Source organism: Enterobacter sp. 237C8, assembly GCF_034106865.1.
In the GTDB taxonomy this organism is placed as follows: Bacteria; Pseudomonadota; Gammaproteobacteria; order Enterobacterales; family Enterobacteriaceae; genus Enterobacter; species Enterobacter asburiae_B.
Genome location: NZ_JAWNDF010000001.1, coordinates 41,069 through 66,407 on the forward strand (window position 1 = coordinate 41,069; position 25,339 = coordinate 66,407).

The following is a 25,339-nucleotide window of genomic DNA, read 5'->3' on the forward strand; positions in this document are numbered from 1 at the left end:
GGTGATGCTATGAATTCATTTGATTTTATAGGATTTAATCGTTCAGAGATTGAGAAAACGTTAGGCCTTAATCTGCATGATAATTTATTGGAATATAACATTGGTTTAAAGAAAAATTTACCAAGTTGGCTTGTTCCATATCTTTCAAGAGATAGCATCTCTCTTAGTGACTCTGCACGTTTAATTGTTGGCGCAAATCCAAGAGAAAATATTACAGGTGAAAAATCTCACGAATATGAAGCTTATAAAGAATCTCTCTGGGATGCGATTGATAATTCAAAACTAACCGCAAGGGATATTTCCCACTACGATAACATGGATCATGATCGGCGTGATTGTATGCTCGTGCGTAGTGAGGTTGAAAAATGGGTTACAGAACATAATTTCAACTGGCCTTTACCCTTACAGCAACCAACTGTAAATGAACAAACAAATCAGGTCTATCTAGATCAATGGGGGGAGTTCCCCGGTAAAAACACTGCATTGATGATGATTGCAGGTATGGCTATCGCCCTCGAAAAATCAAGTAAGAGCTATCGAAATGGTGAGCGCCTGAACAAACTGGCAATTGCTCGTGCGGTTGCACAGAACCTGGCTACTCTGGGATATCAAGGGATGGTAGTGACGGAAAAACAGATGACAAACCTCATAAAGGAGGCTTTGGAAGTCACATTTCCAGAAAGCGATGGTTAGCATTTCCAAAGTTAATGTGAACGCGGGTCTCAACTTCCAAAGTCTCGCGTTCATGCTTTAGTCATTTCCAAACGCACTTAAAAAAACGATTTTATGGCCTGTAGGCTATCTGTCATCCCTTCCAACAATCTTATATCGGTTTCCACAATCATAGTTCTAGTTCTGATTAAATTATTCTCGTGAACTTCATTAGACGACACGAGGTATATATGTCTTATTCATTAATTAGATTTGCAGAAGTACAGAAACGAACAGGCTATAGCAAAGCGTGGATCTATCGTCTCCTTAAAGAAAATCGCTTTCCACAATCAGTTAAAATTGGAGCCCGATCTATCGCATTTGTTGAAAGTGAAATTGACGAATGGATAAGCCAGAGGATCGAAGAGCGTGATGCGTTAATTTCCACAAAGCCACAACTGTAACTTAGCCCGGGGAAAACTAATATGACTATCAAAAATGCCCGTGCCGGGCAGGGTTTTGCTCACCCTGAAAACAGCAGTGATGATATTTCGGTCATTAAATTTGAGGATGCAAAAGTACGAATTGTTAAGATACTGGGTGAGCCATGGTTTGTCGCGGCAGATGTATGCGCAGCTCTGGAAATAACTGATCACAAGGTTGCTTTGCGACGTCTGGATGATGATGAAAAGGGGGAGTGTTTAATACCCACCCCTGGTGGAAAGCAGACTATGCGAACTGTCTGCGAGTCAGGATTCTACAAACTGATCTCACGTAGTCGTAAGGCGACTACTCCCGGCACCTTTGCGCACCAGTTCAGTAATTGGGTATTCCGTGAGGTCATTCCCTCAATTCGTAAAACTGGCTTCTATGGAGTGCCGTTCGTGTTCCTGAACGACTTCAGCCGGCGCATGGCTGCTTATCAGCAGGAGGCCAGCAAACGCGGGTATAAGTTGCAGCAGTGTAAGGCAGTAAAAGAGGCTCTTGTGCGGGAGGAGAGCCAGCTATGGCGTAAGTATCAGCCCGAGCTGTTAGGCGAAGATGGTCATGAGCCGTTTACTGAAGTTCGCCCTTTAACGGATGAAAAAAATTGAGTTCGTGAATAACTTGCGTGCTCTTGCGATGTTGAGCACTCAAAATAAGTTTGTCGCGACAGCTCACTAAACAATTCGAAAAGGTTAATGCCATGAAGAACATTTATGCCCATCTGGGGCAGGGCTTCGCTCGCACCGAAAGCAGCCAATTAATTATTACCCGTAGCAAGGGCGAGGCTCTCTCCGTCGCCCCCTGCGATAATCAATTTTTGTTTAGTAATTTTTCGCAACTTTGCTTCAGTACGTCTTTTTCGTTACTTCCGCAAGCGCTCTCACTGCTGAGGCATGATTTGAGTGCGAATACTGCTATTAATAAGACGATAAGACCAAGCAGGATTTTTTTCATTATTTACTCTTTAGGGGCAATTCCACGCTGTTGGAGTTCTTTGCGAACGATCCTCTTCAGCCACGCAGCTAGTGATTCATCACCATCTTGCTGTTGTGCCCGTTCCATCATTTCTCGCAGTTCTGGATCCAGCCGAAACTGGAATGGAGGATTACCACGTCTCTCGTTTTTGTGTGTTGACACGTTAATTACACCCGATGTAATGTGTTTATGTGTGATGACACATTACACACAGAAGTTAAAAAAAACAACGCCCCGAAGTGCGGGAACACTTTCAGGGCGTCTGACCACAACGTTAGAGGTACTAACATTATGGCTTGCACTAAGTCTACCCAAACACGCCCTGAATTTACATGGCGTTTTCTCACCCTGGGTGAATTCACAAATCAGATCGTCAACGTTACTGCTTCCACCGAACACGAAGCACGCGAAAAAACGCCTGCAGGATGTGTCTGTATTCTGGCGTGTCGTTTTCGTCTTAAGGAGGTACAGCATGTTTAACCTCCAGACCCTGACAGCAAAAGCACGCGAGCTGCGCGGAAACGTGGTAAAAGCCACTACCACGAAAGGCACCCGCACCATGACCCCTGTTTATGAACGGGAAGAGCAGCGCAAACTGCGCGAACGCATCCAGCAGACCCAGCCGGACTGGGTTTTACTCTGGTGGGATATTGCAACCGTTACCGGCTGGCGTACCAGCGACGTGTGCAACTTCCGTTACTCGTGCATCAACTGGGAAACCGGCATTGCAACAATCATCGTAGCGAAGCAGACCAAAGCAGCAGAAGCCAGAGCTACCCGGAAGGGGATCGAGATTGTTCGCCAGCAGCGCAAGGACGCTGCCCGGCTTGCTGGCGATCACATTGGGTACATGCACTGGGATAGCGTGAGCTGCGATGAACTGGCCGCCGGCATGACGGAAGAAGAACAGGCGATCGTGTTTGAGCTGGTGGCAAAGGCTGAAGTGAAGCACGACACCAAACAGCTGCCGCCGGGCATCATCAAACGACTGCGCGAACGCATGGAGCGCAATCTTATCGGTGATGACCTGGTATTTTCCCGCAGCCAGATTGAAAGTAACCGTTGCCAGTCTCTGGAAGGTAGCGTGAGCCGCCAGACAATCTGGAAGAAACTGCACAACGTAATGCTGTGGTTTACGCGCGTCGTAAACACGCGTCTGCGCCTGAGCGCCTATTCCAGCCGCAAAATTGCCGCCTTTAATCTCATGTCCGCCGGCGGCGAACAGGGCTTGCTGGTCGCCTCTGAAATGCTCGGGCACAGTAACCCGGCAATTACCCGAACTTACCTCCAGTTAGGCAGTAAGGCCTCCGCCATTCAATCCCGTCTGGCCATGGAGGTATCTGTATGAAAATGGTTATCCAATTTTGCCGTCTCGGCGCGTTCAGCGGTCACGTAACTGAGCCATTAAATAGCGCGCGATATTGTTTTGCCAGCCAGTCATTAAGGGACGGGGAGGAGAAATTATGACTCCTGTTTACGATCTGGTTCGCCGGGCCGACGGCAAAAACGTTTTCAGTTTCCCGGCCGGCGGCCGCTATCTGGTGGACACGTCAAATGGTCTTCAGTCGATGCGCCCCCTTATGGACGACGAGATCATTTTTACGGTGGAGAGTGCTGCGCGCTTTCTGAGGAAAATTGGTTATCAGGTAATCCCGCCAGCGGCGTGAGGTAAAAAATATGACGATTAAAAATTCCGGCTTAGCTGCTGGTGGCCGCGCTCACCCTGAAATCAGGCCGGGCGATAAATGGAAGGACAGTCGTGGCAACCTGGTAATTATCGAAAGTTACCGATTCGACAGAGTGACATATTGCCGCGAAGGGTACAGCTCACCGTGTTTTTGCACGCCAGAAAGACTGGCGCGGGAGTTTGAATTTATTTCTTCTGCGCCGGGCACCGGGGGAAGAGATATCGATCGAATTATGCGGGTGCAGGGCATCGAACGAATTCGGGTTATGCGGGAAATCATCAGGGAGCGAGGGAACAGAAAATGAAGAATGCACCAAACCTTAAAAAGCAGCCGGCGGATCTCATGGAGGAGTCAATCATCTTTGCCGGCGCCGATGCCTGGACGTTCGCCAAAGCATGGCAGGAAATGAACCCGATTGGCGATACGGTGCCGCCGGTTGTGCTGGATAAAAAGCAGCTGGCAGAGCTGGAAAATATCCGGATTGTGGATGATGGCCGGCTCTATGCCCGGGTTTGCCGCGGCGGGCATCTGACCGAACGGCAGATAACCATTCTCGCGACAAAGCTGGCGGTGGCCGGCGTGGAGCGCGCGCAATTCTACTCTGAAGGTTATCAGCTTCTGGAGGACTGGACGCCACAGTTGCCGCGCCTCAAAGCCGATGCGGAAGCCGGCAAAAGCATGGTGATCGGTAAACCGCTGACGGATGTAAACCTCCGCGATCTGGCTGATAACGAAAAGGCGCTCATACTGGCCGCGCGTTACACCGGCATTGCGATCCATGAAAACAGCGAAGGCGTGTACGTCTACCGCGCCGGCATCTGGGAGAAAACGTCTCTGCTCGAGCTGAGCCGCGAAATGGTGGCTATCTACAACGAGAACAAAACCAACTTCAGCAAGCGCGCGATCAACAACGTTATCGACGCCCTGAAAATCGTTATCCCGGTAATGGGGGAGCCGCGGCGCAGCCTGATCCCCTTTGCAAACGGCGTCTACGATATGGAAACCGGCGTTTTCTCCGAACACAGCCAGGATAACTGGCTGACCAACCATAACGGCGTGACCTATACGCCAGCGGTGCCGGGCGAAAACCTCCGCGACCATGCGCCGAACTTCCATAAGTGGCTAAGTTACGCATCAGATAGAGACGCAATTAAGATGCAGCGCATCGCTGCAGCGCTCTTTATGGTGCTGGCGAACCGGTACGACTGGCAGTTGTTCCTCGAGATAACCGGGGAGGGCGGCAGCGGGAAAAGCGTCTTTACCCATATCGCCACGATGCTGGCCGGCGCGCATAACACCGCCAGCGGGAACATGGCGGCGCTCGACAGCGCGCGCGGGCGGGCGCAGTTCGTCGGCAAGAGCATGATAACGCTTCCTGATCAGCCCAAATATTCAGGTGAGGGCACCGGGATAAAGGCAATCACCGGCGGGGATGCGGTGGAGATCGACCCGAAACACGAGCACCAGTACACCGCCGTTCTGCGGGCGGTGGTTGTGGCCACGAACAACACGCCGATGATTTTCACCGAACGCGCCGGCGGCGTTTCCCGGCGCCGCGTAATTTTCCAGTTTAACCGGCGCGTCAGCGAAGAGGATAAGGATCCCGACCTGGCAGAAAAGATATCCGCTGAAATTCCGGTGGTTGTTCGCCGGCTGCTGGCGAACTTTGCGAACCCGGAAAAAGCGCGGGCGCTGCTGCTGGAGCAACGGAATAGCGAAGAAGCACTGGAGGTAAAGCAGAAAACAGATCCGCTATATGCCTTCTGCGCTCACCTTGAGCGCCTGGCTGATTGTGCGGGAATGATGGTAGGAAACCGCAATCCGCCTCACTATCCGCGAATTTATCTCTATCACGCTTATCTGGCATTCCTTGAGGCCAATGGATTCGACAAACCGCTGACGCTGAATAAATTCGCAGAGGGGATGGAAAGCGCGATGAGGGAGTTTAATCACGAGTACCGTAAGGAACGGAGAGCCCGTGGCATGGTGACTAACGTCGAACTTTCGGAAAGTGCGGAAGACTGGTTACCTCAGACGCATCCTGTAGCCGGTCATAAAGAATGAAGTTCAGATAAATATGGGGAAAGGTATACATGGTATACATCGAGAGAATAATTTATATATAAATCAGTGAAGTAAGCCATGTATACCTTGTTTTCAGGTATACACAGGGTGTACATGGTGTTCATTCTCTCATTAATCATCTGATGGTTTATTAAACAGAATGATGTATACCGTGTACACCTGAAATCCAAAAGTGTAGGCTGGTGTTCATAGGTTAATCTCATGTTTTATAAGCAATTTATTGCCTTTATGAACACCATGTATACCTTGAGGGCAAATTCTTTAAAACGCATCCACTCTTTTCACGTTGTAGACCCCTGCTAATTCATTAATATCGTTTCATAAATCGCAATTCATTATTGGATTGTTGCGATTAATGAAACTTTAACGATCGCTATAACAGAGGGCATCATGAGCAAGGTTAACGTTAAGCCCGTTCTGCTGAACGGGGAGCAGATTCAGGCTCTGAAAACCATCCAGGAGAGGGAGCGCCAGAAGTCGGGCATAGGGATCGCGCCGTCAATCCATGCTGTTGCGCGCAAGGTATTTGATGCGGGGCTATCAAAAATGGAGGCAGAGCAATGAGCTACTCAATCAAAATTGGGAAACACAGCATCGAGCTGGCGGGTTATGCCGGTAAGGTTGTTGCGCCAAATACTCAGATGGCCGCTTTATTCCGTGGTATGGCGGGCGAACTCACCAGCCTGAGGACAACGGCGCAGCAGGCCGAAGCTGAGGCGGATTTGCTGGACGTTATCCGCAACGATCCGGATCTGAACGAACAGGCAAAAAATCGCAGGGCAGGTGAAGCCCGGAACCCGGACACGCTCAAAGACTTTACCCGCGGGGTGGCAGCAGTAAGCGAGCAGGCCGCAAACATTCTCGATTACCTGAAGAACAAGCTCGCTCCGGTTAATCCACTGGCATCTGATGATATTCAGGGATTCATGCGTGACAGTGAAATGCGCCAGGCATTCGCCCGACTGGATCGCCGCAGCCAGGAAAAAATGCTGCTGTCGATGCACAGTGGAAAGCATCAGGAGCTGGCGGACGCCTTACTAAGGGCGCACGCAGTGTGTTCGGGACTCGATACGGAACAGCTAAAACGTCTCGGCTTCTCCCGTATTGCATCAGAGAACGGGCAGGTGATTAACGCGGTTGCCGATCTGGTCGACGCGGTAAGGAAGGACGTCGCACAAATTACAGCTGTCCGAACCTGGTATAACAATCTCGTTTACGGGAAGAACGACGATCCATCAGAAGTTCTGCCCCGCATGACCGGCCTTGATCAGTTAAGCGAACATGTCAGCGCGATGCTCAAAGGCAGCCAGCGGCAGACACATTCAGAAGAGAAGCAGGCCGCCTGAGGGCGGCTTTTTTCTGCCCGGAGGGAAACATCACGATGCTATTAAGTAAATCAGCCTACGCCAGGCATATGGGCGTCAGCCGGCAAACTGTTTACGGCTGGATAGCCCGCGGTGAAATTGTAATTTCAGGCGATAAAGTGGATGTCGAAGCATCGCAGGTTAAACAAAATTCTGCTGGTGCTGGTGCTGGTGCTGGTGCTGGTGCTGGTGCTGGTGCTGGTGAGCGTCACAATGCAATGACGTGGGCGCAGGCCGCCGCGTGGGTATGGGGGCATGACGGCGGGAAAGAGCTGCCGGCTGATATTAATGCTGGCCAGCGAATAGAGGCAGCAGCCGCTGAGCTGGGTTTTGATGTTCAGCACGAGCCCGATGAACAATTGCTGATTCTCTTCCGGCCGGATGAAGAAACCCACAGCTTCTATGGCAAAGACCGTGCAGCAGGCGCTTTACGGTTTCTTCGTTCTGAGCTGGCTTACGTTGCCACAATGCACCCCGATACGCTGGATGACTGGAACAAAACTGGTTTAATGTCACTCTGCCTGCTGGACGGCGAAAAACTGTAAACCCCCCAGCCCCTCAAACTTGACACTTTTTCGCGAGAAACTGGGAAAAGTGTCAACCCAACCTAACGGATCCTGACGCCTACGAACAGCAACTACAGCAGAAGTGTAAAGGGCTGGCGTTGAGATTTGTTGAGCCTTGGCTGTTAACTTTTGTTAATCCTGATGCGAAGCAGGGCAGGTGTCAGCCTGTTATGGTTTGTTATGCCTGTGTCAACGGCTGCCACTTCAGAAAACTTCAGATGTTCGCCCATAAAGTGGCTTTAAGATTTGGTTGACGTTGGCACAACACAGATAGATATCTGTAGCTGAGCTTTCTAAGTTACCGTTGGTTTCTTCGGTAAATGTTATCTGGAATAATGATTGAATATATTTGTGAGTTTTATTGAGTGGTTGTTAGGTGATGGTTAATAATTTCAAGTCTAATGACTTTTCTTCTTGGATAGCATTTTTTCAGCAACGAACCTATTTGTGGATTAATTTGAGATTCTAACTTCGATGCTGATTTAAGGCACGATAAGACTTTAGCATTTTTAGGCTACAACAAAACCAGACCATTCTTGAGGATGGTTATGAACGGTGCTATTATGGTCACTCATATATATCTATTTGATTTTAAAGTGTTTTTTTGTGGCTTTGCCAGCGGATTTTTTTTGTGCTGGATGTGTGGTCTGTATACCAATCTTGGTGTAACTATACTATCATTCGTAGTACGAAAAGATCAGCATCTTGGTAGGGAACGCATGGTAAACAAGGCTAATAAGGAAAAAGATGTAAAAATTAGGCTAGCCTTTGAAAGGTGGCAGAGAAGAGTTTCTCGTCAAGGGAAAGAATATTCGCAGTTTCGTCAGCAAAAAAAGTCTCAAAAGAAAAAAGATAATACCTTAATTCGGTTTCCATCTGAGTTTTCAATATATTCACCAGATAAGCCTCTGTTTTTTGTACGCTCTCTTCGCTCGATATATGAGGTTAGGAATAAAATATATAATCCTGATGAGAGATTGTATTTGGATTTTACAAATACAAAGACAATGAAAATGGCGGCATTAGTAATCCTTTATGCCAGTGTTGAGACTTCAATTCGTAAAGGTTTATCGTACAGAATATTATTTTCAACAGATTTTAAGGTTAATCAGCTTTTAAGAGACTCAGGTCATGTCGCTTTATGTCGGGGCGAAAAAATAAAACCTGTCTTCGAAAATGTTGAAAATCTACCAATTATTAGTGGGGTTGGTGGGGAATATAGAGATGAGATTATAGATTTCATTCAGAAAGAAATTTATAAAAACAAGATGAAACCTGAAACAGAACACACATATGCAGATGCTGTTCAGGAAGCAATAAATAACGTTGGTTTACACGCCTATCCACATAAAAACAATGATGAAAAGCAATGGTGGCTTGCATGTCACGTAATTCATGATCAACTTTATCTTGCTATATATGATGAAGGTGTTGGTATACCTGAAACAGTAATGCAGAAGACATGGTTTATGAGTACGCTTAAATCAGAATATCCAGGCCTAAAAGTTGCTGTTAAAGAAGAGCTTGAGAGAATAGGTTTAGGTTATACAGAACGCTCTAAAGTGAAAGTGGGTATTGTTTCTGATGCAGTAAAAATAGCAATTTCTATGATTGGAGACGTAACCGGTACTGCCAATGATAAACATGGTCAAGGGAGTAAGAGTATCAAAGCCTTGGTACTAAATAATGAACATGGAAATCTCTGGATTTACAGTAACTTAGGTATGTTTAAGCTTTCTAATCAGAAAGGTGATAAAATTAACGAGTTAACTCATAAAGTACCAGGTACTTTAATTCAGTGGAACATCAAGGTCAGCTATGAAGACTAAAAATATCAATGTTATCAAAGACTTCAACAGTAAACCTTACGGGCGCTATCCTGACGATGGGGCTGGCTGTGGGGAAAACTTCCGTAAATATCTGGCAGGCTTTCTCAAAGAGTATGATTTAGTTCATGTTGAGTTGACTGGATATAATCGTTATGGGCGTTCATTTATTGATGAAGCGTTTGGTGGTTTGATCCGAGTAGAAGGCTATACATTAAGCCAACTTAAGAAAAAACTGACCTATACTCATAAAGATATTAAGAGTATCGAGACCTTGATTGATGAAAGATTGAATAAGGCAGAGAGCGATGCAGGCAGAGGTTAATTATACAAGTATTGGGATTGCTATAATTGGTTGGCTTGTTGCGTCTTATTTCAATAATAGAGCATTCAAGCGGAATGACATATCTAGGCAAAAGGATAAGATTTGCCAACAAATAGAATCTCTATTTGATAAAGTTTTAGACAAGCTTTCTTCAAGAGATACTAAAGAATTAGAGTTGGATAATTTTTTGGCTTCAAGTGTTTCATTGATTGAAATGCAGTTATCTCATTTGTCACAAAGAATTGGTAAGAAATTATTATGCGATGAGAAGTTATCCTCTCTCAGATCGACACCTTTAGATTTGTTAAGTAAAAAGTGTGATTATAAAAATGAACTTCATGAGATGAAATATTCAGTTTTAGAGGAAATTGAAGGTAATTATACAAAATGGTTTTTTGATAGTTACTTGAAAAAAATCAAATCCATATTTACATCAAAACGTAACACACCACATACTGATCCAGATAGTCTACCTTAATAACTAGCGCCTTGTGCACAAGGCGCAAACGAGTTACATGTGTATAAAATTTGAAAGGTTAAACTTGTCTCAAACCTCATCTAACATATTGTTACCCACAGTTTTATCTGCTTAATAGGGAAGGATGTTAAATGAGTTGGGGGTACTTTTGGGGGTATCTCATAAAATAAAACGCAATGAAAATCATATTTATCAATGGCTTCGTGGTGTTTGTTTTGTTCCTATTATCGCACCATCCTCAATTCACACACGATTAATCCCACGCTTTGCGCGGCCAGGGACGGATTAAAGAGCTAATGGATGCCCTGCCACCGGACGAGCGACAAAAAGCATTAGAACTTCTACTGGCAGCCAAAGAGAGCCAGTGAACGGTTCGCCGGGAGTAACTAAAATTTTCCTGGCTTCGGTTCATTAAATTTCAGCTGCTTAAGAAAAAAATATATATAAGAATCAGTTTGTTAACTTTTAAGTGTACCGTTAGTTAACATAAAAAATCTCACTTAAAATTTTATATCTCTTTACTATCAATATCTTAACTCAATTGATGAAGATGTTGGAGTAAAGCTAAACTGAAAAAAGCTGAAATTCTTTTCACTCTTTTCAGTTCCCTGCTCGCTGTATATCCCCAGTTGTGGCAAGGCCTCGCGCTATCATTTGTAAAAAATCCCAACTGAAAAATTTTTGCGATCTGAAAACCGCAGGCGGGTGCGGTGTAGTGCGATTTTTGTCAGGTTAGAAAATTTTTACTTCTGCAAAAGTTGAGTTAAGTCATAGATATATAAAATTACAGGTATTCAAAGATAAAAGACTATGTGCTAACTTTTTATTGCTCACACAGCTCCTCTGAGGAAAAAATAATGAGATTAGAAAAAGTTTGCATTAAAGGATTTCGTGGGATTAAAGAAGAAATAACAGTTCCTATCAAAGAACTTAACGTCATAGTAGGTAAAAATGATGCGGGTAAATCAACGATTCTCAAGGCATTGGATCTCTTCATCAATAACAGAACTTTTTACCCGCAATTTCTGAATAACGAAACTGAGAAATATTGTGAAATCACTCTATGCTTTTTACCAAATGATGATGGTATTGTAATAGACGACACAGTTTTAACTACTTTTCAAAAAGAAGGATTTGTTAATCAAGATGGTTTGATTTTGTATAGAAAAACTTGGGATGGGACTAAAGTTGGGAAAGTTTCCCCTGAAATATCAATACAAAGACGTAGTTATGGAGATAAAGATTTTTTTGGAATGACTGAAACCCAACTGATAAAGGCCTGTACCGAAGCTGGTATTAAAACAGAAAAAGGCATTGCTACTAAAAAAGATGTTGAAGCTTTTAGCAATACAGAAAAACGTGAAAAGTTATTGTCATATTATATTGAGATGAATTATGAATATCATTACATATTCGATAAAGTTCCTACTCAAGGACAAAATAGGATTAAAAAAGTCGAGGCAGAAGTAAAGAGATTAATGCCTAGGTTTGAATACTTTGTAGCAGACTCATCGCTAGACGAAAGTGATACAAAAATACAAAATTATTTTAGGGAATTAGCACTTTCTACAATAAAAAATGAAATTGACACTTCTGAATCGGAAACACTTATACGCTTACGTTTACAAAAAGTATTAGACAAAATAACAGCTAAAATAAATGCAGTAGTACCAGCAACTGAGCAGGTAAGAGCTAGAGTTGATTTCGATTGGTCAAAAATAATAAGCACATCATTTGAGTCAATCTCTGATAAAGGGGCTATTCCTCTTAGCAATCGCGGTGATGGTTTTAGACGTATCACTATGATGGCTTATTTTGAAAGCCTTGCTGAAGAAGTTGAACATCAAAATATAATATTCGGATTTGAGGAACCAGAAACTTTTCTTCATCCATCAGCACAAGAAAATCTTTTTGATAAACTCTTTGACATTACCAAAAGTGGATATCAGGTTATCATTACAACACATTCGCCAGTCATAGTAGCTAAATCATGTAAAAGACATTTACATCACGTCATAAAAGAAAATGGTGACTATCGTTATCATGCTGAAGTAGATAACGTTTTGGAGATAGCTAATGATCTAGGTATAAAACCCGATAGCACTTTCTTTCCGGCTATAGAGAAATCTAAATTATTACTTTTACTCGAAGGTATAGATGATTGTACAGCATTTAAATACCTTAGTAAAAAGTACCATGAAGAAACGCTTATCCCAAATCATTTCGAAGAGCTTGGTATTTTAACTATTCCTATTGGGGGGTGTAGCAGTATCAAGCACTGGGTGACGCTTGATCTTATTAAAGAATTCAACAAGCCATTTTTTATTGTGTTGGATTCAGATAAGGAAAGTAAAGAGCATGAATCTCCAAATAAAAAAGAACTTGAGCAGATGGGCTTTGTAGAAAATGTGGATTTTAATGTGTTACGAAGGAGAGAAATAGAAAACTATTTCACAGGAAAATCTTTAGAGAGGTTGGTTCCTGGTTCATCACTAATTTTAGATGAGTGGTGTGATGTAAAAGCAATATGTAAAAATCACGCTTTGACAATAAGATTAGGAGGAAAAAAGGTTACTCATAAACATTTTTGTTCGCTAACATTTGACGAATTAAGGGAAAGCTTCTTTACCCAAGATGGCGATGAGTTTTTGGCCATATATGATAGGCTCTGCGCCAAATTAGCAAGCTAACTTGTAAGTGCCCCCAATATTCACAATCAATGGTGATGGGGGCATTTTAGAGGGCGCCTTATTGTCTTCTTTTATTTTTTCTATTATTAAACAATTAGTTGCATTCATGTTTTACTCCTATTATCTTCTAAAATAGTCTTCTGGCGTATCAGCCATTTAGTCTCACCGACAATTCCGGCAAACCAACACACATCTCCTGCAGCTCATTAAACATCCTTGCCACATGGAAACCATCGCACACCGAGTGATGTACCTGTACCGCCATAGGCAACAGCACTTTCCCATCCTGTTCGTAGTATTTTCCAAACGTGAACATCGGGGAAAAGAAGTTCTTCATGTGCGCAATGTTCATCGTAAAGTTCGTAAACGTTACCCAGGGAATAGACGATACGAAAAAGACATTTTCCCGGGACTCTTCCTTCGGCCAGTAAGAAAGGTTATTGCCATAGCGCGCAACGTCTTCCGCATAGGTGTTCTGGAAGTGCTGAATATTGCCGTCGAAGTGGCTCCACAGTGACGAAAAGGTCTCTGTTTCAGGGTGGAAAATGGTATAGCTGGGATGAATTTCATTCCATATGACAAGCTCATTGTCCTTCATGGTCATACGGAATTCCGGATGCCGGTTCATGATTTTAGAGAGGAGGGAAATAATTGTCGGGTAAAACTTCCAGCCGACCTCTTTGATATGTTTTCGCAGCGCGGTGATGTCGATCAGAACCGTTTGGTTAATTGTACACTCAGCAAATGACTGGAATACTTCAAAATGCTCCTTCCTGGCCCAGCGAGATAAATCAACAGGTGTATAGGTCGGGGCTGTTTTTTTCATTGTTTAACCTATGATTATCAATAGACTAAAGGGTTTTGGGCCAGAAAAAGCCGCGCAACCATTTCAACCGTATCTAATCTTCCTGTCAATCTCAGCCTGTGGTTTTCCGAACAGGTATCCCTGGACGAGATCGCAGCCAAGCGCCTGAAGACGTTCAAGCTGCGCTTCGGTTTCAACACCTTCTGCAATAACCCTCATATTGAGGCTCTTCGCCATGCCGGTTATCAATTTAACGATATTAAGGGCATCATCCTGCGTGGATATCGGGTTCACAAAGGATTTGTCGATTTTAATTTTATCGAAATTCAGTTCACTCAGCCGTGACAGCGACGAATAACCCGTCCCGAAATCATCGATTGAAATTCTTACACCCAGCGTTCTCAGCTTTTTGAGAATAGTGATCGGCGTGTTGCTGTCGCTGAAGAGCGATGACTCCGTAACCTCTAATTCAAGACGGTTTGCCGGAAGTCCTGTCTCCTTCAGGATGGACTGTACCATTGCCGTAAAGGATTTTGTGCCCAGCTGAACGGGTGAGACGTTCACAGAGATCCTTGCCGGAACCGCCCAGGAAACCGCTTCCCGGCAGGCAAGCTCCAGCACGGTTTTGCCGATTTGGTTGATCATCCCCGTTTTCTCAGCGACGGAAATAAAGTAATCGGGTGACAGTATCCCCTTCACCGGGTGTATCCAGCGAATAAGCGCTTCATAGCCGTAAATTTCATTGCTGAATGAATCGACAATAGGCTGGTAATAAACAACGAATTCATGGTTATCGATCGCCAGTGCCATATCATGTTCAAGGGTTCTGCTTTCCTGTAACTTTTGCAGCATCCACTGACGGAAAACTTTTATCTGTTGTGAACCCTCTTTTTTGGCTTCGTAGAGTGCCAGATCGGCAAATTTATAAAGGTAGTCAGAGCGCCGTTCATTATCAGATAAAACGATCCCCACACAGGTAGCAATTTTTATCAGCTGGTTATTAATCGTATAGGGCTGGCTGATATGTTCGCTGATTTCTTTGGCGCGCGAAACGGCGGCTGCTTCAGTGAGGCCACTGGAAAGCAGGGCAAACTCGTCTCCGCCCAAACGATAAAAGGTATCAGTGGCGCTGCTCATTGAGGTGAGGCGTCTGGATACCTGATTCAACAGCAAATCTCCGGCATCATGGCCATAGGTATCGTTGACCTCTTTGAAGCGGTCTAAATCAAATAACATCACCGTGACGGGGATGTGGTTTTTATCTGCCTGAAGATTAATTTTGTTCAGATCGTCCCAGAAGAAAAGGCGGTTTTTCATGCCGGTGAGGGAGTCATGATAAACATCATATTCCAGCTTCGAGTTCTGAATTTGCAGCGTTTCTTTTGATATCTGAAGCTCGTCAGCAAGGCTTTTAACCTGCATGTGCGCTTTGAGAATGTTTTTATTCTGGTAGATCATTAAGAAACCCAGAATAAAGCTTAATATCACCAGTAATAATGAAAGTACCGAATAAATATAATACAGGATTTGTATTTTATGGTTGGATTCATTAACCGTGTTAATATCTTTCGTCAATGCCGTTGCAGAAAGCTGGCTCAGCGGCGCATCAAGGTCATGCATATTTGTCAGGTATGCCTGTAGTTCTGGGTGGCTCATTTTTTCAAGATGGCTATCCAGATAGGCCAGTATTTTCTCTAAGCGCAAAGCGAGCTCCTGATGCGCTTTATCACTGTCAATATAGCGACCTAAATCTCCCCCTTTCATTAAATCGCTCTGGCTTAGCATAATTTCAAGACGCATGCGGACCTGGTCTATCGTAACGTCATCGGTATCGGTTGCGTATAGACCAAGCCATGATTCAAAACGGTAATACTCTGATACCAGTTGTGCCACGGACCAGGACTCAGTGTATTGAGTCAGTTTTTGCAATTCCTGCTGGCGATCGTAAACAAGGAATGCAATATATCCTGTCGTGATAAAAAGAGAAAAAATGATACCAACCAGTATCCTGTTCATTATGTTCTCCTGAACGACTACTCAATCTTCATTTTGCTAACCTGCCATGCTGATCGTGAGTAATAAATCTGATTATTCAACTCAGGAAGACTGTCATAGGGGTATACAATGAACGATGGGCCTTTATCGCGGATGCGCATATATTCGCCATTGACCTTTAAGGCAAGTATGGCGTTGTATTTTTTAAAGTCACTGAGAGGGATCACGGTAGAGTAATCATTGAGCGCAATAACATTAACGTTAGTTCCCTTCGCACCCACATACTCCATGAGTTTGTTCATTGGAACACCCTCAAACTTCGTACGACCATTATACCAGGGAGATGTCGTCTCGAAACTCACTACTCCGAGTTTTTCAAGGCTGGCGAGATCAAACACTGCTTTTCCATTTTCATTGGTATTTTCTATATTACCGTAAATCGTTAAAATGGGTTTACCAACTGGTTTTGGCAGGTCGCCAGCCCAGGTTACACTTTGTACGAGACAGCATAACAGCAGTAGGGTTAATCGCATTTTGACCTCCACCTTTTGAACATAAGTATAAGAATTATAATTTAGATATCACACGAGTTTATATATTTTGTTGAGGAGTAAGGGGTTTTATCGTTTTTGTTGATATAAACCCATTTTAATCAATGGGTTAGGTGTTGCGGGTGACAGGGTGTTTGATACTAGAGCGACGCTTAACTTTTTGATAAAAGCTAAAATTGCGGGCATAAATGCTCTTCTGTTTAAAAAATAATCGCTTTAATTGATGGATATTAACTTCCGCGACAATTTTAGGATGTCCTTGGCTTTTTGGGGCGCGAATCTGGAGACTAAATACGCACCCCGGTTGTGTCCGTTGTTTCAGGATGACGACGATAAGCGAGAACACGACCATTCTGATGGTGCGTGTCCCATATCGCTTGCCTTACTTCATGTCATCCTGGATGGCTGACGCCGACTTCCCCCCTTTCGCCATGCTGGAAAACACTGCGTCCCGGTAGATCCACGCATGAACGAGTGCGGCAGAGATATGGACCAGCACCACAGCAAAAAGCAACTTTGCCAGAAGGCTATGGGCGTCGTGACACCAGGCATACAGTGCTGGACTGTTCGGGGCAATCGCCGGCAGGTTGACGCCACTAAACATCACAATCGGCAGCCCGGCTGCCGACAGTTGCGCCCAGCCCAGCAGCGGCATTGCCAGCATTAACCCATACAGCATCCAGTGTGATGCCTTTGCTGCAAGCACCTGCCAGACGGGCAAATCAGCAGGAAGTGGGGGCGTCCGGCTAAAGAGCCGGTTGACCAGACGCACCAGTGCCAGCAGTAAAATGGCGACACCCAGCGGCCGGTGCAGGTCGATTAACCAAATCCGGTGATGTAACGACGTCATCATTGCGGCACCGATGAAAAGCATGGCCAGGATCATCACCGCCATCAGCCAATGCAGGCTTCGCGCCAGGATATTGAAATGCTGCGGCGCGTGCTCTCGCATATCTTTATTCGAGCTCATTTTACCTCCTGCTTTTGCACAGCTTCGGTGGCCTTGCCGTAGCCGATTTCCCGCTCACGGCGACTGAAAGAGTGGGAATAGGCAGCGGAACGGGCGTTTAAGATGGGATCATCAGACACTGCAACGCCTGCAGGAACAATCGAAGGGTCAAAGTTAACGTCGCGGCACGCGCCCTCGGATTGTGCTTCGACACGCGTCACTTCCAGCGTGCCGGCAACCATCTGTTTGCGATCGTCCGGCCATGGCTGGGAAGGGTCATCCACCGGATCGCCCCGCTGTGCGAGCTGCAAAACGTAATCCCAATAGAGTGGCTTCTGCGCCAGGCGCTGACGCAGGTTTTCGAACAGGAAGTTGTCATCGGCTTTCTGTCGTTGTTCATCGCTCAGAGAATGGAAAGGCTCGTGCGGACGCATCATCCAGCGAACGGCCTGGCGATCTCCCTGCGAGTTCACAAGATAAAAGGCGTTAATGCTGTAAAACGTCGCGCCCGCGAAGCTGCCGGGCGCGGGTTTTTGTGCCGCCCATTTAAGGTATTTCTCCGCCTCCGGGTACGCTTTCAAAAAGTCTGCGAGACGCTGTGGATCCGGTTTGCCAGTGGCTGCATCGACAGCCGTGGCTTTTCGCAAGGCCAGAAAACCTTCCGGACTGTGCGTGGCGAAGAAAGGCTCGTTGTTCATCGCCATTCGCCATTGCTGCTTGTCATCTGTCTTCAGCAGCAGCGCCATGCTCAGGGTTTTGGTCGTGCTATCCGGGGCATGGGGATCGCCAGTACCAATAGAGAATCGGCCCACCACGGGCACTTCCTGCTGTGAGAAGAGGCGGGAGGTTGAAAGAGAATTTGCCGAGCCGTTTGGCGTAAAGGTGCCAGCAAAGCAGATGCCTTTTCCATGCGCGCGGCGAAAACCCGGCGGGAAGGGTTTCGGTGTTTCACCCACCAGTGCCTGGCTGACCGTGCGTGAACCAAGCCAGCCCGCCGTCCATGCAAAAGCAAATGCCAGCGTACCGGCGACAACGGCGATCGATGCCAGCGCGCCCCAGGTTTTTTTTGATCTCAAATCCAGTTTCGACATAGACGTTTTTCCATAACAAAATATCTTCACATGTCATGCACAACGTATTGCGCGTGACATGTGTTAATACAGTGGCGAATATGGTTTGAGTATAAAAATTAAGGGGCGTAAAGAAAGAATATCACGAAAAGTTTAAACCTTTTCGCCGTCACAAAGGAGGGCTACTTATCACAACGGTAATTGTGGCAGGACAGGTTCTTACTGAGAAATAGTGACGAAATATGTAATTTAAAGTTTTCTATTTCTCAAGCGAGAACGTGTAAGGTTTGTTGTTCCTGACGAATTAGATTCATTGATGTAAATCAGATTATCTCTTTCATTCGCCGCTTATCGTGTGCACCCCCTTCCTTAAAACGAATCAAAAAATGAAAAAAAGACCATTCTTGATGGTGCTTTGCGCTGTGTGCTGCTTTTTTGTTGCGGACATCGCTATGGCAAAAAACAGTTCAGTTTCCAGTGAACAGGTTAAAGAGAACGTTATTGCAGAGTCGATCGCATCTTATCCCGGAGTATGCGCCTGTCCTTTTAACCGGGCCAGAAACGGAAGCGCCTGCGGCAGACGCAGCGCATGGAGTAAAGCGGGAGGCTATGCTCCCATTTGTTATAAAAATGAAGTTACGGATGAGATGGTAAAGCAGTGGCGTGAAAATAATAGCTAACCCGCCTCCAGCATCCCAAAGCTCACAATCCGCGCGCGGCCCAGCTCTTTCGCCCGGTACAAGGCCACATCCGCGGCGCGCAGAAGGTTGTCAGTCTGGGCATGTTGCGGGTAGCTGGCAATGCCAATCGACACATCCACCGGCCCAATCTCGGTCAGCCCGTAGCGAAGCGACAGCTCATGCACGCTATTGTAAATCTTCTGCGCGCAGGCGTGCGCCTCTGGTTCATCGGCACCGGGAAGCAGGACCAGAAACTCCTCGCCCCCGTAGCGGAATGCGAGTCCGTTGTCATGTGCGGCCCGCTGAACAATTGACGCCACGCTTTTAATCACCTGATCGCCCGCTTCATGGCCGAAGCGGTCATTGATGCTCTTGAAGTGATCGATGTCGATCATCATGCAGCTTAACGGCTCGCCGGTACGCAACGCCTGTGCCGTTTGGGTTTGCAGGGTATCTTCCAGATGATGACGATTACGCAGGCCGGTGAGCGGGTCGAACAAGGCTTTTTCCAGCAACGCGTCGCGCAGACGCTGGTTGGCCAGCGCCAGACCGAGCGCTTCGGCCATCAGTTCCAGATAGGCGCGGGATGGGGCGTTGTCCGCCGTAATATTCTGGAATGAGAGCAGGCCAATGGCCTCGCCCTGGGCGATAAGCGGCACGCACAGCGAGCTTTCAGCTTGCGATGCCGGAAGATGGTAGCAGGCGATATCCGGCTCACCGTTTACCGGCGGGTGGCTCTGCCCGCGGCGCACGGCCCAGCACTCGTCAGGGTGGAACGTCGTCTCTTCACCAACCGGTGAAAGCCAGTGCGCGACGCAGCGCATCTGCCACGGATCGCGGTCAAGGACGTAAAGTCGGCCCGCGATACCCGGCGCGATATTAGGCGCAAACAGCTCCGCCACGTTAATCACATCGTTAAAGTTCTCACACCCCTGCAGCCGCTGCGTCATGCGGGCCAGCAGCTCGCGGATGGCCCAGTCGGCATCGCGCTCTTTTTCCAGACGCTGTCGCGCCAGGCCGTTTTCGCGGAAGATGCGGATGGCCTGGGCCATGTCGCCAATCTCATCAATCTGGTTGAAATTGGGCGTTTCAACCGCGTAATCCTGGGATGCCAGGCGGTGCACCACGTCGCTCAGACGCACCACGGGACGCAGCACGCGGCGCTTTAATATAAAGCCGAGAACAAACAGGAACAGCAGGGCGGTCAGGCCGACCATCAGCTCAGAGGCCGTACGCAGCGCTTTCGATTTTTTTGTCGCGTCCTGAACGGAGGCGATGACGCGTTTGTCGAGTATCTGGCGGAAGTGATCGAGCTGGTTCTGCGCGCGCTCCAGCTCCTGCTCATAGGGCGCACCGTAGAGTAGCGCAACGGCCTGCGCGTCTTCTCCTCGCTCAAGGCTGGAAAGGGCGGTTTGCTGTTCGTCCTGCAGCTCGTCGACGATCTTTATTCCTTCATGCAGCAGGGCCAGTTCTTCATCCGATGCGCCGTTATCCTGCAACTTTTCCAGCCGAAGCTCGATGCTCTTCAGGCTGTTTTCCGCCTGGTTATATTCCTTGAGAACCTGAGGATCTTTTTTAATGACGTACAGCCGTGCTAAATCAGACTGGGCCCAGATATCGGTTTCGATATCTTCCGTGAGCTGATCAAATTTCTGCCGTTGTTCAACGGCCTGACGCTCGAGGGTATCCGCACTGGACGCCATCAGCATGATGATGCCGGAGGCGATGGTCAGGCAGACCGTGGCACCATAGGCCCAGTTTGTTATCGTTGCGATTCGCACCTGATGATCCTTTTACGACATGAGTAGGATGGCGTTCTTTCAAATTATAGAAAACGTTTGATTTAAGGCGAAAAAAAAGGCGGCACAGCGCCGCCTGGTGTGGTCTATATCGTCACATCCTCACAATTCTGGAGGATTTTTTCCTTCTTCGATGAAGTCGGGGTCCAGCTCTTCGGCGTTACCTTCGTGATCGCGCCCTGAGAAGAGATTCCAGCAGGCGATAAACAGCGCGGCAATGAGCGGCCCAATCACAAAGCCGTTAATGCCGTACAGCTCCATGCCGCCGAGGGTGGAGATCAGAATCAGGTAGTCCGGCATTTTGGTGTCTTTCCCGACCAGCAGCGGGCGCAGGATATTGTCCACCAGCCCGACGATAATCACGAAGAAGCCGACAATAAACAGCCCTTGCCAAAGCTGATGGGTGGCGAACAGGAAGATGGCGGCGGGAACCCAGACAATCGCCGAGCCGATGGCGGGCACCAGCGAGAGGAAGGCCATCAGCGCCCCCCAGAGCACGCTACCGTCAATACCGGCAATAGCAAACGCAATCCCGCCGAGGATGCCCTGAACCACCGCCACCGCCGCCGTACCTTTTACCGTGGCTCGCGACACGCCGACGAATTTGGCGAACAGGTGCTGTTTGGCGAAATCAGACAGCGGCAGGGAGTCAAGGATCTGGCGCACCAGATACGGGCCGTCTTTCAGCAGGAAGAACAGCAGATAAAGCATGATGCCGAAGCTAATCGCAAAGCCAAACGTGCCCTTGCCAATCAGGAACGCGCTGCCGGCGAGATATTGCCCGCCCTGCAGGGCGACATCAGAGAGTTTTTTCTGGATCTGCGCCGCGTTGGTCAGGTTGTGATCCGCCAGGAAGCCGCTGGCCCAGTCAGGCAGATGGTTAAAGATGCTCGCCACCACTTCCGGGAACTGGGTGTTGTTCTCCTGAAGCTTCGTGTAAACCACGTTCAGCTCAATGGCGAGCGAGGAGAGGATCACCATCAACGGAATAAAAACGATCAGGCAGATAATGCCAATGGTCAACAGCGAGGCGAGCCCGTTGCGATCCCCCAGCGCGGCGCGCAGCCTGTTTTTTACCGGATTGAAGATGACGGTCAGAATGGCGGCCCACAGTATCGCGGAGAAGTAGGGCGACAGTATGTCGAAGAAGGCCCAGGTGACGAGGGCGAGAATAAAAATGAAGAAACCTTTGGTCAGTCCATTAAAGCGCATAGTGATTCCTGGTAACGAATAAGCAGAGTCGACTATAGAACTGATTTGAGGATTTACCAATAATTCTGCCGCTGGCGTGCCGGGCGATGGCTTCGCGTCTGACCCGGCATACAGACCTCAATAATGTGTTATGTTTTGATGAGATTTTAAACAGCTCAGGACGACAGCATGGAAAAGGTCTTTTCAGGTGGGTGCTTATGCGGCTCGGTTCGCTTTACCGCTGCGAATGGGGGCAATGTGCACACCTGCTCGTGCGATATCTGTCAGAAACACACCGGCGCACAAACCGTCGTATGGATTGAGTTTCCGGCGGAAAACGTGCAGTGGATCGGTCCGGGCGGACGTCCGGCGACATGGCGATCGTCGGACTACTCCAGCCGGGCGTTTTGCCCCACCTGCGGCAGTTCAATTGGCGCGATTGATGATTCACCCACCGTTGCCTTATTTACTGGCGTGTTTGACGATCCGGACCAGCCGGAGTTTGCCCCGGAAAATCACTCCTTCGACGACATGATGCCTGCCTGGTGGCGACATACCATGAGGGAAGCGTAAAAGTATGATCCGAGGGTTCATCGTTACCACTTTCGACTGACCGAAGATCGCCGCTTCCCGCACCATGCTGTAAGTATCTGCTTGCGGAGGTGCTTATGGCCTGGCGTCCGATTCTCTATGTGATCCTCACGACCCACCCCAGACTCAGCGCGAGGCGTGCCCGTTTGCGTCTGGTCATCTAGCTTTTTATTAACAATCGCGGTATAACACACCTTCTTTGGATGTTTAGATGTCCATACGTATAGAAGGTAATATGCAAACACAACAAGAAAATGGGCAGCTTAAGCGCACCATGAAAACACGCCACCTGATTATGCTCTCGCTGGGTGGCGTGATTGGGACAGGGTTATTCTTCAATACTGGATACATCATTTCAACGACCGGGGCGGCGGGCACGCTGCTGGCGTACCTGATAGGCGCGCTGGTGGTCTGGCTGGTGATGCAGTGTCTGGGCGAGCTTTCCGTGGCGATGCCGGAAACCGGCGCGTTCCACGTCTATGCTGCCCGCTATCTTGGCCCGGCGACGGGCTACACCGTGGCGTGGCTCTACTGGCTCACCTGGACGGTGGCGCTCGGCTCCAGCTTCACCGCCGCGGGGTTCTGCATGCAGTACTGGTTCCCGCAGGTGCCCGTCTGGGCCTGGTGCGTGGTCTTCTGCGTGGTGATTTTTGGCCTGAACGTCATCTCTACGCGCTTCTTTGCGGAAGGCGAGTTCTGGTTCTCCCTGGTGAAAGTCATCACCATCATCGCCTTTATTATTCTTGGCGGGGCGGCGGTCTTTGGCTTTATCCCGATGCAGGACGGTTCCCCCGCACCGGGCTTAAGCAACATCACCGCCGAAGGCTGGTTCCCGCACGGCGGCCTGCCGATCCTGATGACCATGGTGGCAGTGAACTTTGCCTTCTCCGGGACGGAGCTCATCGGTATCGCGGCGGGCGAAACGGAAAATCCGCACAAGGTGATTCCGGTTGCGATCCGCACCACCATTGCGCGCCTGATTATCTTCTTTATCGGCACCGTGTTTGTGCTGGCGGCGCTGATCCCGATGCAGCAGGCGGGCGTGGAAAAGAGCCCGTTCGTGCTGGTGTTTGAAAAGGTCGGTATTCCTTACGCGGCAGACATCGTTAACTTTGTGATCCTGACGGCGATCCTCTCGGCGGCGAACTCGGGACTGTACGCTTCCGGGCGCATGCTGTGGTCGCTGTCGAACGAGAAAACGCTGCCGCGCTGCTTTGCCCGCGTGAACAAAAACGGCGTGCCGCTGACGGCGCTCTCGGTCTCTATGCTCGGCGGCGTGCTGGCGCTGTTCTCAAGCGTCGTGGCCCCGGACACGGTGTTTGTCGCGCTCTCGGCGATTTCTGGCTTTGCGGTGGTGGCGGTGTGGATCAGCATCTGCGCGTCGCACTTCGTTTTCCGTCGCCGTCATCTGCAGTCCGGCCAGCCGCTCTCTGCGCTGCAGTACCGCGCGCCGTGGTATCCGCTGGTGCCGGTGCTCGGTTTTATCCTCTGCGTGGTGGCCTGTGTCGGCCTGTGGTTTGACCCAAGCCAGCGCATTGCCCTTTATTGCGGGCTTCCGTTTGTCGCCCTGTGTTATGGTGCGTACTACCTGACCCGAAATATGACATCGCAGGAGCCTGAACATGTCGCAGAATAACCCGCTTACCGCCATCCTTGAAAAACAGCCGTTTGTGGTGCTGGATGGCGCGATGGCGACGGAGCTGGAAGCGCGCGGCTGTAACCTGGCAGACAGCCTCTGGTCAGCCAAAGTGCTGGTGGAAAACCCGGAACTCATCCGTGAAGTGCATCTCGATTACTACCGGGCTGGGGCACAGGTGGCGATCACCGCCAGCTATCAGGCCACGCCTGCGGGCTTTGCGGCGCGCGGTCTGGACGAAGCGCAGTCCCGCGCGCTGATCGGTAAAAGCGTGGAGCTGGCGCGTAAGGCGCGCGAAGCGTATCTGGCTGAAAACCCGCACGCGGGCACGCTGCTGGTGGCGGGCTCCGTTGGGCCGTACGGCGCGTATCTGGCGGATGGCTCAGAGTATCGCGGCGACTACGTGCGCAGCATCGAGGAGTTTACTGCCTTCCACCGCCCGCGCGTGGAAGCGCTGCTGGATGCGGGCGCTGACCTGCTGGCCTGCGAAACGCTGCCTTCGTTTGTGGAGATCAAGGCGCTGGCGGCGCTTCTGGCCGGGTACCCCCGCGCCCGGGCGTGGTTCTCCTTTACCCTGCGCGACAGCGAACACCTGAGCGACGGCACGCCGCTGCGCGAGGTGGTCAGCGCGCTGGCAAACTCTTCGCAGATTGTCGCGCTGGGCATTAACTGCATCGCCCTGGAAAACACTACGGCGGCGCTGAAGCATCTGCAAAGCCTGACGTCGCTGCCGCTGGTGGTCTATCCGAACTCGGGCGAGCATTATGACGCGGTAACCAAAACCTGGCACCACCACGGTGAAGCGTGCGAGACGCTGGTAGGGTATCTGCCGCAGTGGCTGGAAGCCGGCGCGAAGCTGATTGGCGGATGCTGTCGCACCACGCCGAAGGATATTGCTGAACTGAACGCGCAGCGCTGATGCCCTCACCCTGACCCTC

27 protein-coding genes are annotated in these 25,339 nt (G+C 48.5%); 19 read left to right on the plus strand and 8 right to left on the minus strand.

Annotated elements, in window-relative coordinates:
- Positions 1–9 precede the first annotated feature (9 nt).
- The 3 genes from USF70_RS00220 (at position 10) to USF70_RS00230 (ending at position 1,745) form a co-directional block, all read left to right on the plus strand.
- Positions 10–693 (plus strand): hypothetical protein, encoded by a 684-nt coding sequence (locus tag USF70_RS00220; protein ID WP_224787900.1) that lies wholly within the window; start codon positions 10–12, stop codon positions 691–693.
- Between the two features lie 209 nt (positions 694–902).
- Positions 903–1,115, plus strand: coding sequence for a helix-turn-helix transcriptional regulator (locus USF70_RS00225; protein WP_074143186.1), 213 nt, complete (start codon positions 903–905; stop codon positions 1,113–1,115).
- Positions 1,116–1,136: 21 nt separating this feature from the next.
- Positions 1,137–1,745: a Bro-N domain-containing protein gene (locus USF70_RS00230; RefSeq protein ID WP_006809971.1), complete on the plus strand. Its 609-nt coding sequence runs from the start codon at positions 1,137–1,139 to the stop codon at positions 1,743–1,745.
- Positions 1,746–2,094: 349 nt separating this feature from the next.
- Here the strand turns inward: USF70_RS00230 and USF70_RS00235 are convergent, their stop codons facing one another.
- Positions 2,095–2,274, minus strand: coding sequence for a hypothetical protein (locus USF70_RS00235; RefSeq protein WP_095455415.1), 180 nt, complete (start codon positions 2,272–2,274; stop codon positions 2,095–2,097).
- Positions 2,275–2,403: 129 nt separating this feature from the next.
- Here USF70_RS00235 and USF70_RS00240 point away from each other — a divergent pair, with 129 nt between their 5' ends.
- The 12 genes from USF70_RS00240 to USF70_RS00295 all read left to right on the plus strand — a co-directional run bounded on the left by USF70_RS00240 (position 2,404) and on the right by USF70_RS00295 (position 13,134).
- A complete protein-coding gene (locus USF70_RS00240) occupies positions 2,404–2,592 on the plus strand; it encodes a host cell division inhibitor Icd-like protein (RefSeq protein WP_071850044.1) in 189 nt (62 codons plus the stop codon).
- Positions 2,585–3,460 (plus strand): tyrosine-type recombinase/integrase, encoded by an 876-nt coding sequence (locus USF70_RS00245; protein ID WP_014830795.1) that lies wholly within the window; start codon positions 2,585–2,587, stop codon positions 3,458–3,460. The genes USF70_RS00240 and USF70_RS00245 overlap by 8 nt, the downstream gene beginning before the upstream one ends.
- A 115-nt stretch (positions 3,461–3,575) precedes the next feature.
- The gene (locus USF70_RS00250) at positions 3,576–3,779 is read left to right on the plus strand and encodes a hypothetical protein (RefSeq protein WP_020686326.1); all 204 of its coding nucleotides are present in this window, start codon (positions 3,576–3,578) and stop codon (positions 3,777–3,779) included.
- Positions 3,780–3,789: 10 nt separating this feature from the next.
- Positions 3,790–4,104 carry a DUF4222 domain-containing protein gene (locus tag USF70_RS00255; protein ID WP_320735148.1) on the plus strand — a complete coding sequence of 105 codons (315 nt, stop codon included), beginning with the start codon at positions 3,790–3,792 and terminating at the stop codon, positions 4,102–4,104.
- A complete protein-coding gene (locus USF70_RS00260; RefSeq protein ID WP_040172835.1) occupies positions 4,101–5,864 on the plus strand; it encodes a primase-like DNA-binding domain-containing protein in 1,764 nt (587 codons plus the stop codon). The genes USF70_RS00255 and USF70_RS00260 overlap by 4 nt, the downstream gene beginning before the upstream one ends.
- A 411-nt stretch (positions 5,865–6,275) precedes the next feature.
- A complete protein-coding gene (locus tag USF70_RS00265; RefSeq protein WP_320735149.1) occupies positions 6,276–6,449 on the plus strand; it encodes a hypothetical protein in 174 nt (57 codons plus the stop codon).
- Positions 6,446–7,231 carry a hypothetical protein gene (locus USF70_RS00270; RefSeq protein WP_320735150.1) on the plus strand — a complete coding sequence of 262 codons (786 nt, stop codon included), beginning with the start codon at positions 6,446–6,448 and terminating at the stop codon, positions 7,229–7,231. The genes USF70_RS00265 and USF70_RS00270 overlap by 4 nt, the downstream gene beginning before the upstream one ends.
- Before the next feature lie 236 nt (positions 7,232–7,467).
- Positions 7,468–7,794, plus strand: coding sequence for a hypothetical protein (locus USF70_RS00275; protein WP_023301282.1), 327 nt, complete (start codon positions 7,468–7,470; stop codon positions 7,792–7,794).
- 569 nt (positions 7,795–8,363) lie between these two features.
- On the plus strand, positions 8,364–9,644 hold the full coding sequence (locus tag USF70_RS00280; RefSeq protein ID WP_320735151.1) for an ATP-binding protein: 1,281 nt from the start codon (positions 8,364–8,366) through the stop codon (positions 9,642–9,644).
- Positions 9,634–9,966 (plus strand): STAS-like domain-containing protein, encoded by a 333-nt coding sequence (locus USF70_RS00285; protein WP_048287128.1) that lies wholly within the window; start codon positions 9,634–9,636, stop codon positions 9,964–9,966. Before USF70_RS00280 ends, USF70_RS00285 begins: the two co-directional genes overlap by 11 nt.
- Positions 9,950–10,444, plus strand: coding sequence for a hypothetical protein (locus USF70_RS00290; protein WP_320735152.1), 495 nt, complete (start codon positions 9,950–9,952; stop codon positions 10,442–10,444). The genes USF70_RS00285 and USF70_RS00290 overlap by 17 nt, the downstream gene beginning before the upstream one ends.
- An 857-nt stretch (positions 10,445–11,301) precedes the next feature.
- Positions 11,302–13,134, plus strand: coding sequence for an ATP-dependent nuclease (locus USF70_RS00295; protein WP_320735153.1), 1,833 nt, complete (start codon positions 11,302–11,304; stop codon positions 13,132–13,134).
- A gap of 148 nt (positions 13,135–13,282) precedes the next feature.
- Here USF70_RS00295 and catA read toward each other — a convergent pair whose 3' ends face one another.
- The 5 genes from catA to USF70_RS00320 all read right to left on the minus strand — a co-directional run bounded on the left by catA (position 13,283) and on the right by USF70_RS00320 (position 18,525).
- On the minus strand, positions 13,283–13,960 hold the full coding sequence (gene catA / locus USF70_RS00300; protein ID WP_320735154.1) for a type A chloramphenicol O-acetyltransferase: 678 nt from the start codon (positions 13,958–13,960) through the stop codon (positions 13,283–13,285).
- Between the two features lie 63 nt (positions 13,961–14,023).
- Positions 14,024–15,955, minus strand: a complete 1,932-nt coding sequence (locus USF70_RS00305; protein ID WP_047061211.1) for a putative bifunctional diguanylate cyclase/phosphodiesterase — start codon at positions 15,953–15,955, stop codon at positions 14,024–14,026.
- A gap of 17 nt (positions 15,956–15,972) precedes the next feature.
- A complete protein-coding gene (locus USF70_RS00310) occupies positions 15,973–16,467 on the minus strand; it encodes a molybdopterin-dependent oxidoreductase (protein WP_039263874.1) in 495 nt (164 codons plus the stop codon).
- 400 nt (positions 16,468–16,867) lie between these two features.
- A complete protein-coding gene (locus tag USF70_RS00315) occupies positions 16,868–17,455 on the minus strand; it encodes a cytochrome b (RefSeq protein WP_320735155.1) in 588 nt (195 codons plus the stop codon).
- Positions 17,452–18,525 (minus strand): catalase family peroxidase, encoded by a 1,074-nt coding sequence (locus tag USF70_RS00320; RefSeq protein WP_246947090.1) that lies wholly within the window; start codon positions 18,523–18,525, stop codon positions 17,452–17,454. The genes USF70_RS00315 and USF70_RS00320 overlap by 4 nt, the downstream gene beginning before the upstream one ends.
- A 365-nt stretch (positions 18,526–18,890) precedes the next feature.
- On the opposite strand from USF70_RS00320, the gene USF70_RS00325 reads away from it, so the two are divergent.
- Positions 18,891–19,184 carry a hypothetical protein gene (locus tag USF70_RS00325; protein ID WP_071884809.1) on the plus strand — a complete coding sequence of 98 codons (294 nt, stop codon included), beginning with the start codon at positions 18,891–18,893 and terminating at the stop codon, positions 19,182–19,184.
- On the opposite strand, the gene USF70_RS00330 is transcribed toward USF70_RS00325, so the two are convergent.
- Positions 19,181–20,965, minus strand: a complete 1,785-nt coding sequence (locus USF70_RS00330) for a diguanylate cyclase (RefSeq protein WP_094935825.1) — start codon at positions 20,963–20,965, stop codon at positions 19,181–19,183. The two genes, USF70_RS00325 and USF70_RS00330, sit on opposite strands and share 4 nt — an antisense overlap.
- Positions 20,966–21,085: 120 nt before the next feature.
- Positions 21,086–22,195: an AI-2E family transporter gene (locus USF70_RS00335; RefSeq protein WP_033144729.1), complete on the minus strand. Its 1,110-nt coding sequence runs from the start codon at positions 22,193–22,195 to the stop codon at positions 21,086–21,088.
- A 168-nt stretch (positions 22,196–22,363) separates the two neighbouring features.
- Here USF70_RS00335 and USF70_RS00340 point away from each other — a divergent pair, with 168 nt between their 5' ends.
- The 3 genes from USF70_RS00340 (at position 22,364) to mmuM (ending at position 25,320) form a co-directional block, all read left to right on the plus strand.
- Positions 22,364–22,747: a GFA family protein gene (locus USF70_RS00340; protein WP_047061215.1), complete on the plus strand. Its 384-nt coding sequence runs from the start codon at positions 22,364–22,366 to the stop codon at positions 22,745–22,747.
- A gap of 253 nt (positions 22,748–23,000) precedes the next feature.
- Entirely contained in the window at positions 23,001–24,401 is a 1,401-nt protein-coding gene (gene mmuP, locus USF70_RS00345; protein ID WP_023334652.1) for an S-methylmethionine permease, read from the plus strand.
- The gene (mmuM, locus tag USF70_RS00350) at positions 24,388–25,320 is read left to right on the plus strand and encodes a homocysteine S-methyltransferase (protein ID WP_320735156.1); all 933 of its coding nucleotides are present in this window, start codon (positions 24,388–24,390) and stop codon (positions 25,318–25,320) included. The genes mmuP and mmuM overlap by 14 nt, the downstream gene beginning before the upstream one ends.
- Positions 25,321–25,339 lie beyond the last annotated feature (19 nt).

Coding starts and splice junctions, on each gene's coding strand:
- USF70_RS00220 (WP_224787900.1), top strand. CDS start 10: ATGAATTCATTTGATTTTATAGGATTTAATCGTTCAGAGATTGAGAAA.
- USF70_RS00225 (WP_074143186.1), top strand. CDS start 903: ATGTCTTATTCATTAATTAGATTTGCAGAAGTACAGAAACGAACAGGC.
- USF70_RS00230 (WP_006809971.1), top strand. CDS start 1,137: ATGACTATCAAAAATGCCCGTGCCGGGCAGGGTTTTGCTCACCCTGAA.
- USF70_RS00240 (WP_071850044.1), top strand. CDS start 2,404: ATGGCTTGCACTAAGTCTACCCAAACACGCCCTGAATTTACATGGCGT.
- USF70_RS00245 (WP_014830795.1), top strand. CDS start 2,585: ATGTTTAACCTCCAGACCCTGACAGCAAAAGCACGCGAGCTGCGCGGA.
- USF70_RS00250 (WP_020686326.1), top strand. CDS start 3,576: ATGACTCCTGTTTACGATCTGGTTCGCCGGGCCGACGGCAAAAACGTT.
- USF70_RS00255 (WP_320735148.1), top strand. CDS start 3,790: ATGACGATTAAAAATTCCGGCTTAGCTGCTGGTGGCCGCGCTCACCCT.
- USF70_RS00260 (WP_040172835.1), top strand. CDS start 4,101: ATGAAGAATGCACCAAACCTTAAAAAGCAGCCGGCGGATCTCATGGAG.
- USF70_RS00265 (WP_320735149.1), top strand. CDS start 6,276: ATGAGCAAGGTTAACGTTAAGCCCGTTCTGCTGAACGGGGAGCAGATT.
- USF70_RS00270 (WP_320735150.1), top strand. CDS start 6,446: ATGAGCTACTCAATCAAAATTGGGAAACACAGCATCGAGCTGGCGGGT.
- USF70_RS00275 (WP_023301282.1), top strand. CDS start 7,468: ATGACGTGGGCGCAGGCCGCCGCGTGGGTATGGGGGCATGACGGCGGG.
- USF70_RS00280 (WP_320735151.1), top strand. CDS start 8,364: ATGAACGGTGCTATTATGGTCACTCATATATATCTATTTGATTTTAAA.
- USF70_RS00285 (WP_048287128.1), top strand. CDS start 9,634: ATGAAGACTAAAAATATCAATGTTATCAAAGACTTCAACAGTAAACCT.
- USF70_RS00290 (WP_320735152.1), top strand. CDS start 9,950: ATGCAGGCAGAGGTTAATTATACAAGTATTGGGATTGCTATAATTGGT.
- USF70_RS00295 (WP_320735153.1), top strand. CDS start 11,302: ATGAGATTAGAAAAAGTTTGCATTAAAGGATTTCGTGGGATTAAAGAA.
- catA (WP_320735154.1), bottom strand. CDS start 13,960: ATGAAAAAAACAGCCCCGACCTATACACCTGTTGATTTATCTCGCTGG.
- USF70_RS00305 (WP_047061211.1), bottom strand. CDS start 15,955: ATGAACAGGATACTGGTTGGTATCATTTTTTCTCTTTTTATCACGACA.
- USF70_RS00310 (WP_039263874.1), bottom strand. CDS start 16,467: ATGCGATTAACCCTACTGCTGTTATGCTGTCTCGTACAAAGTGTAACC.
- USF70_RS00315 (WP_320735155.1), bottom strand. CDS start 17,455: ATGAGCTCGAATAAAGATATGCGAGAGCACGCGCCGCAGCATTTCAAT.
- USF70_RS00320 (WP_246947090.1), bottom strand. CDS start 18,525: ATGTCGAAACTGGATTTGAGATCAAAAAAAACCTGGGGCGCGCTGGCA.
- USF70_RS00325 (WP_071884809.1), top strand. CDS start 18,891: ATGAAAAAAAGACCATTCTTGATGGTGCTTTGCGCTGTGTGCTGCTTT.
- USF70_RS00335 (WP_033144729.1), bottom strand. CDS start 22,195: ATGCGCTTTAATGGACTGACCAAAGGTTTCTTCATTTTTATTCTCGCC.
- USF70_RS00340 (WP_047061215.1), top strand. CDS start 22,364: ATGGAAAAGGTCTTTTCAGGTGGGTGCTTATGCGGCTCGGTTCGCTTT.
- mmuP (WP_023334652.1), top strand. CDS start 23,001: ATGCAAACACAACAAGAAAATGGGCAGCTTAAGCGCACCATGAAAACA.
- mmuM (WP_320735156.1), top strand. CDS start 24,388: ATGTCGCAGAATAACCCGCTTACCGCCATCCTTGAAAAACAGCCGTTT.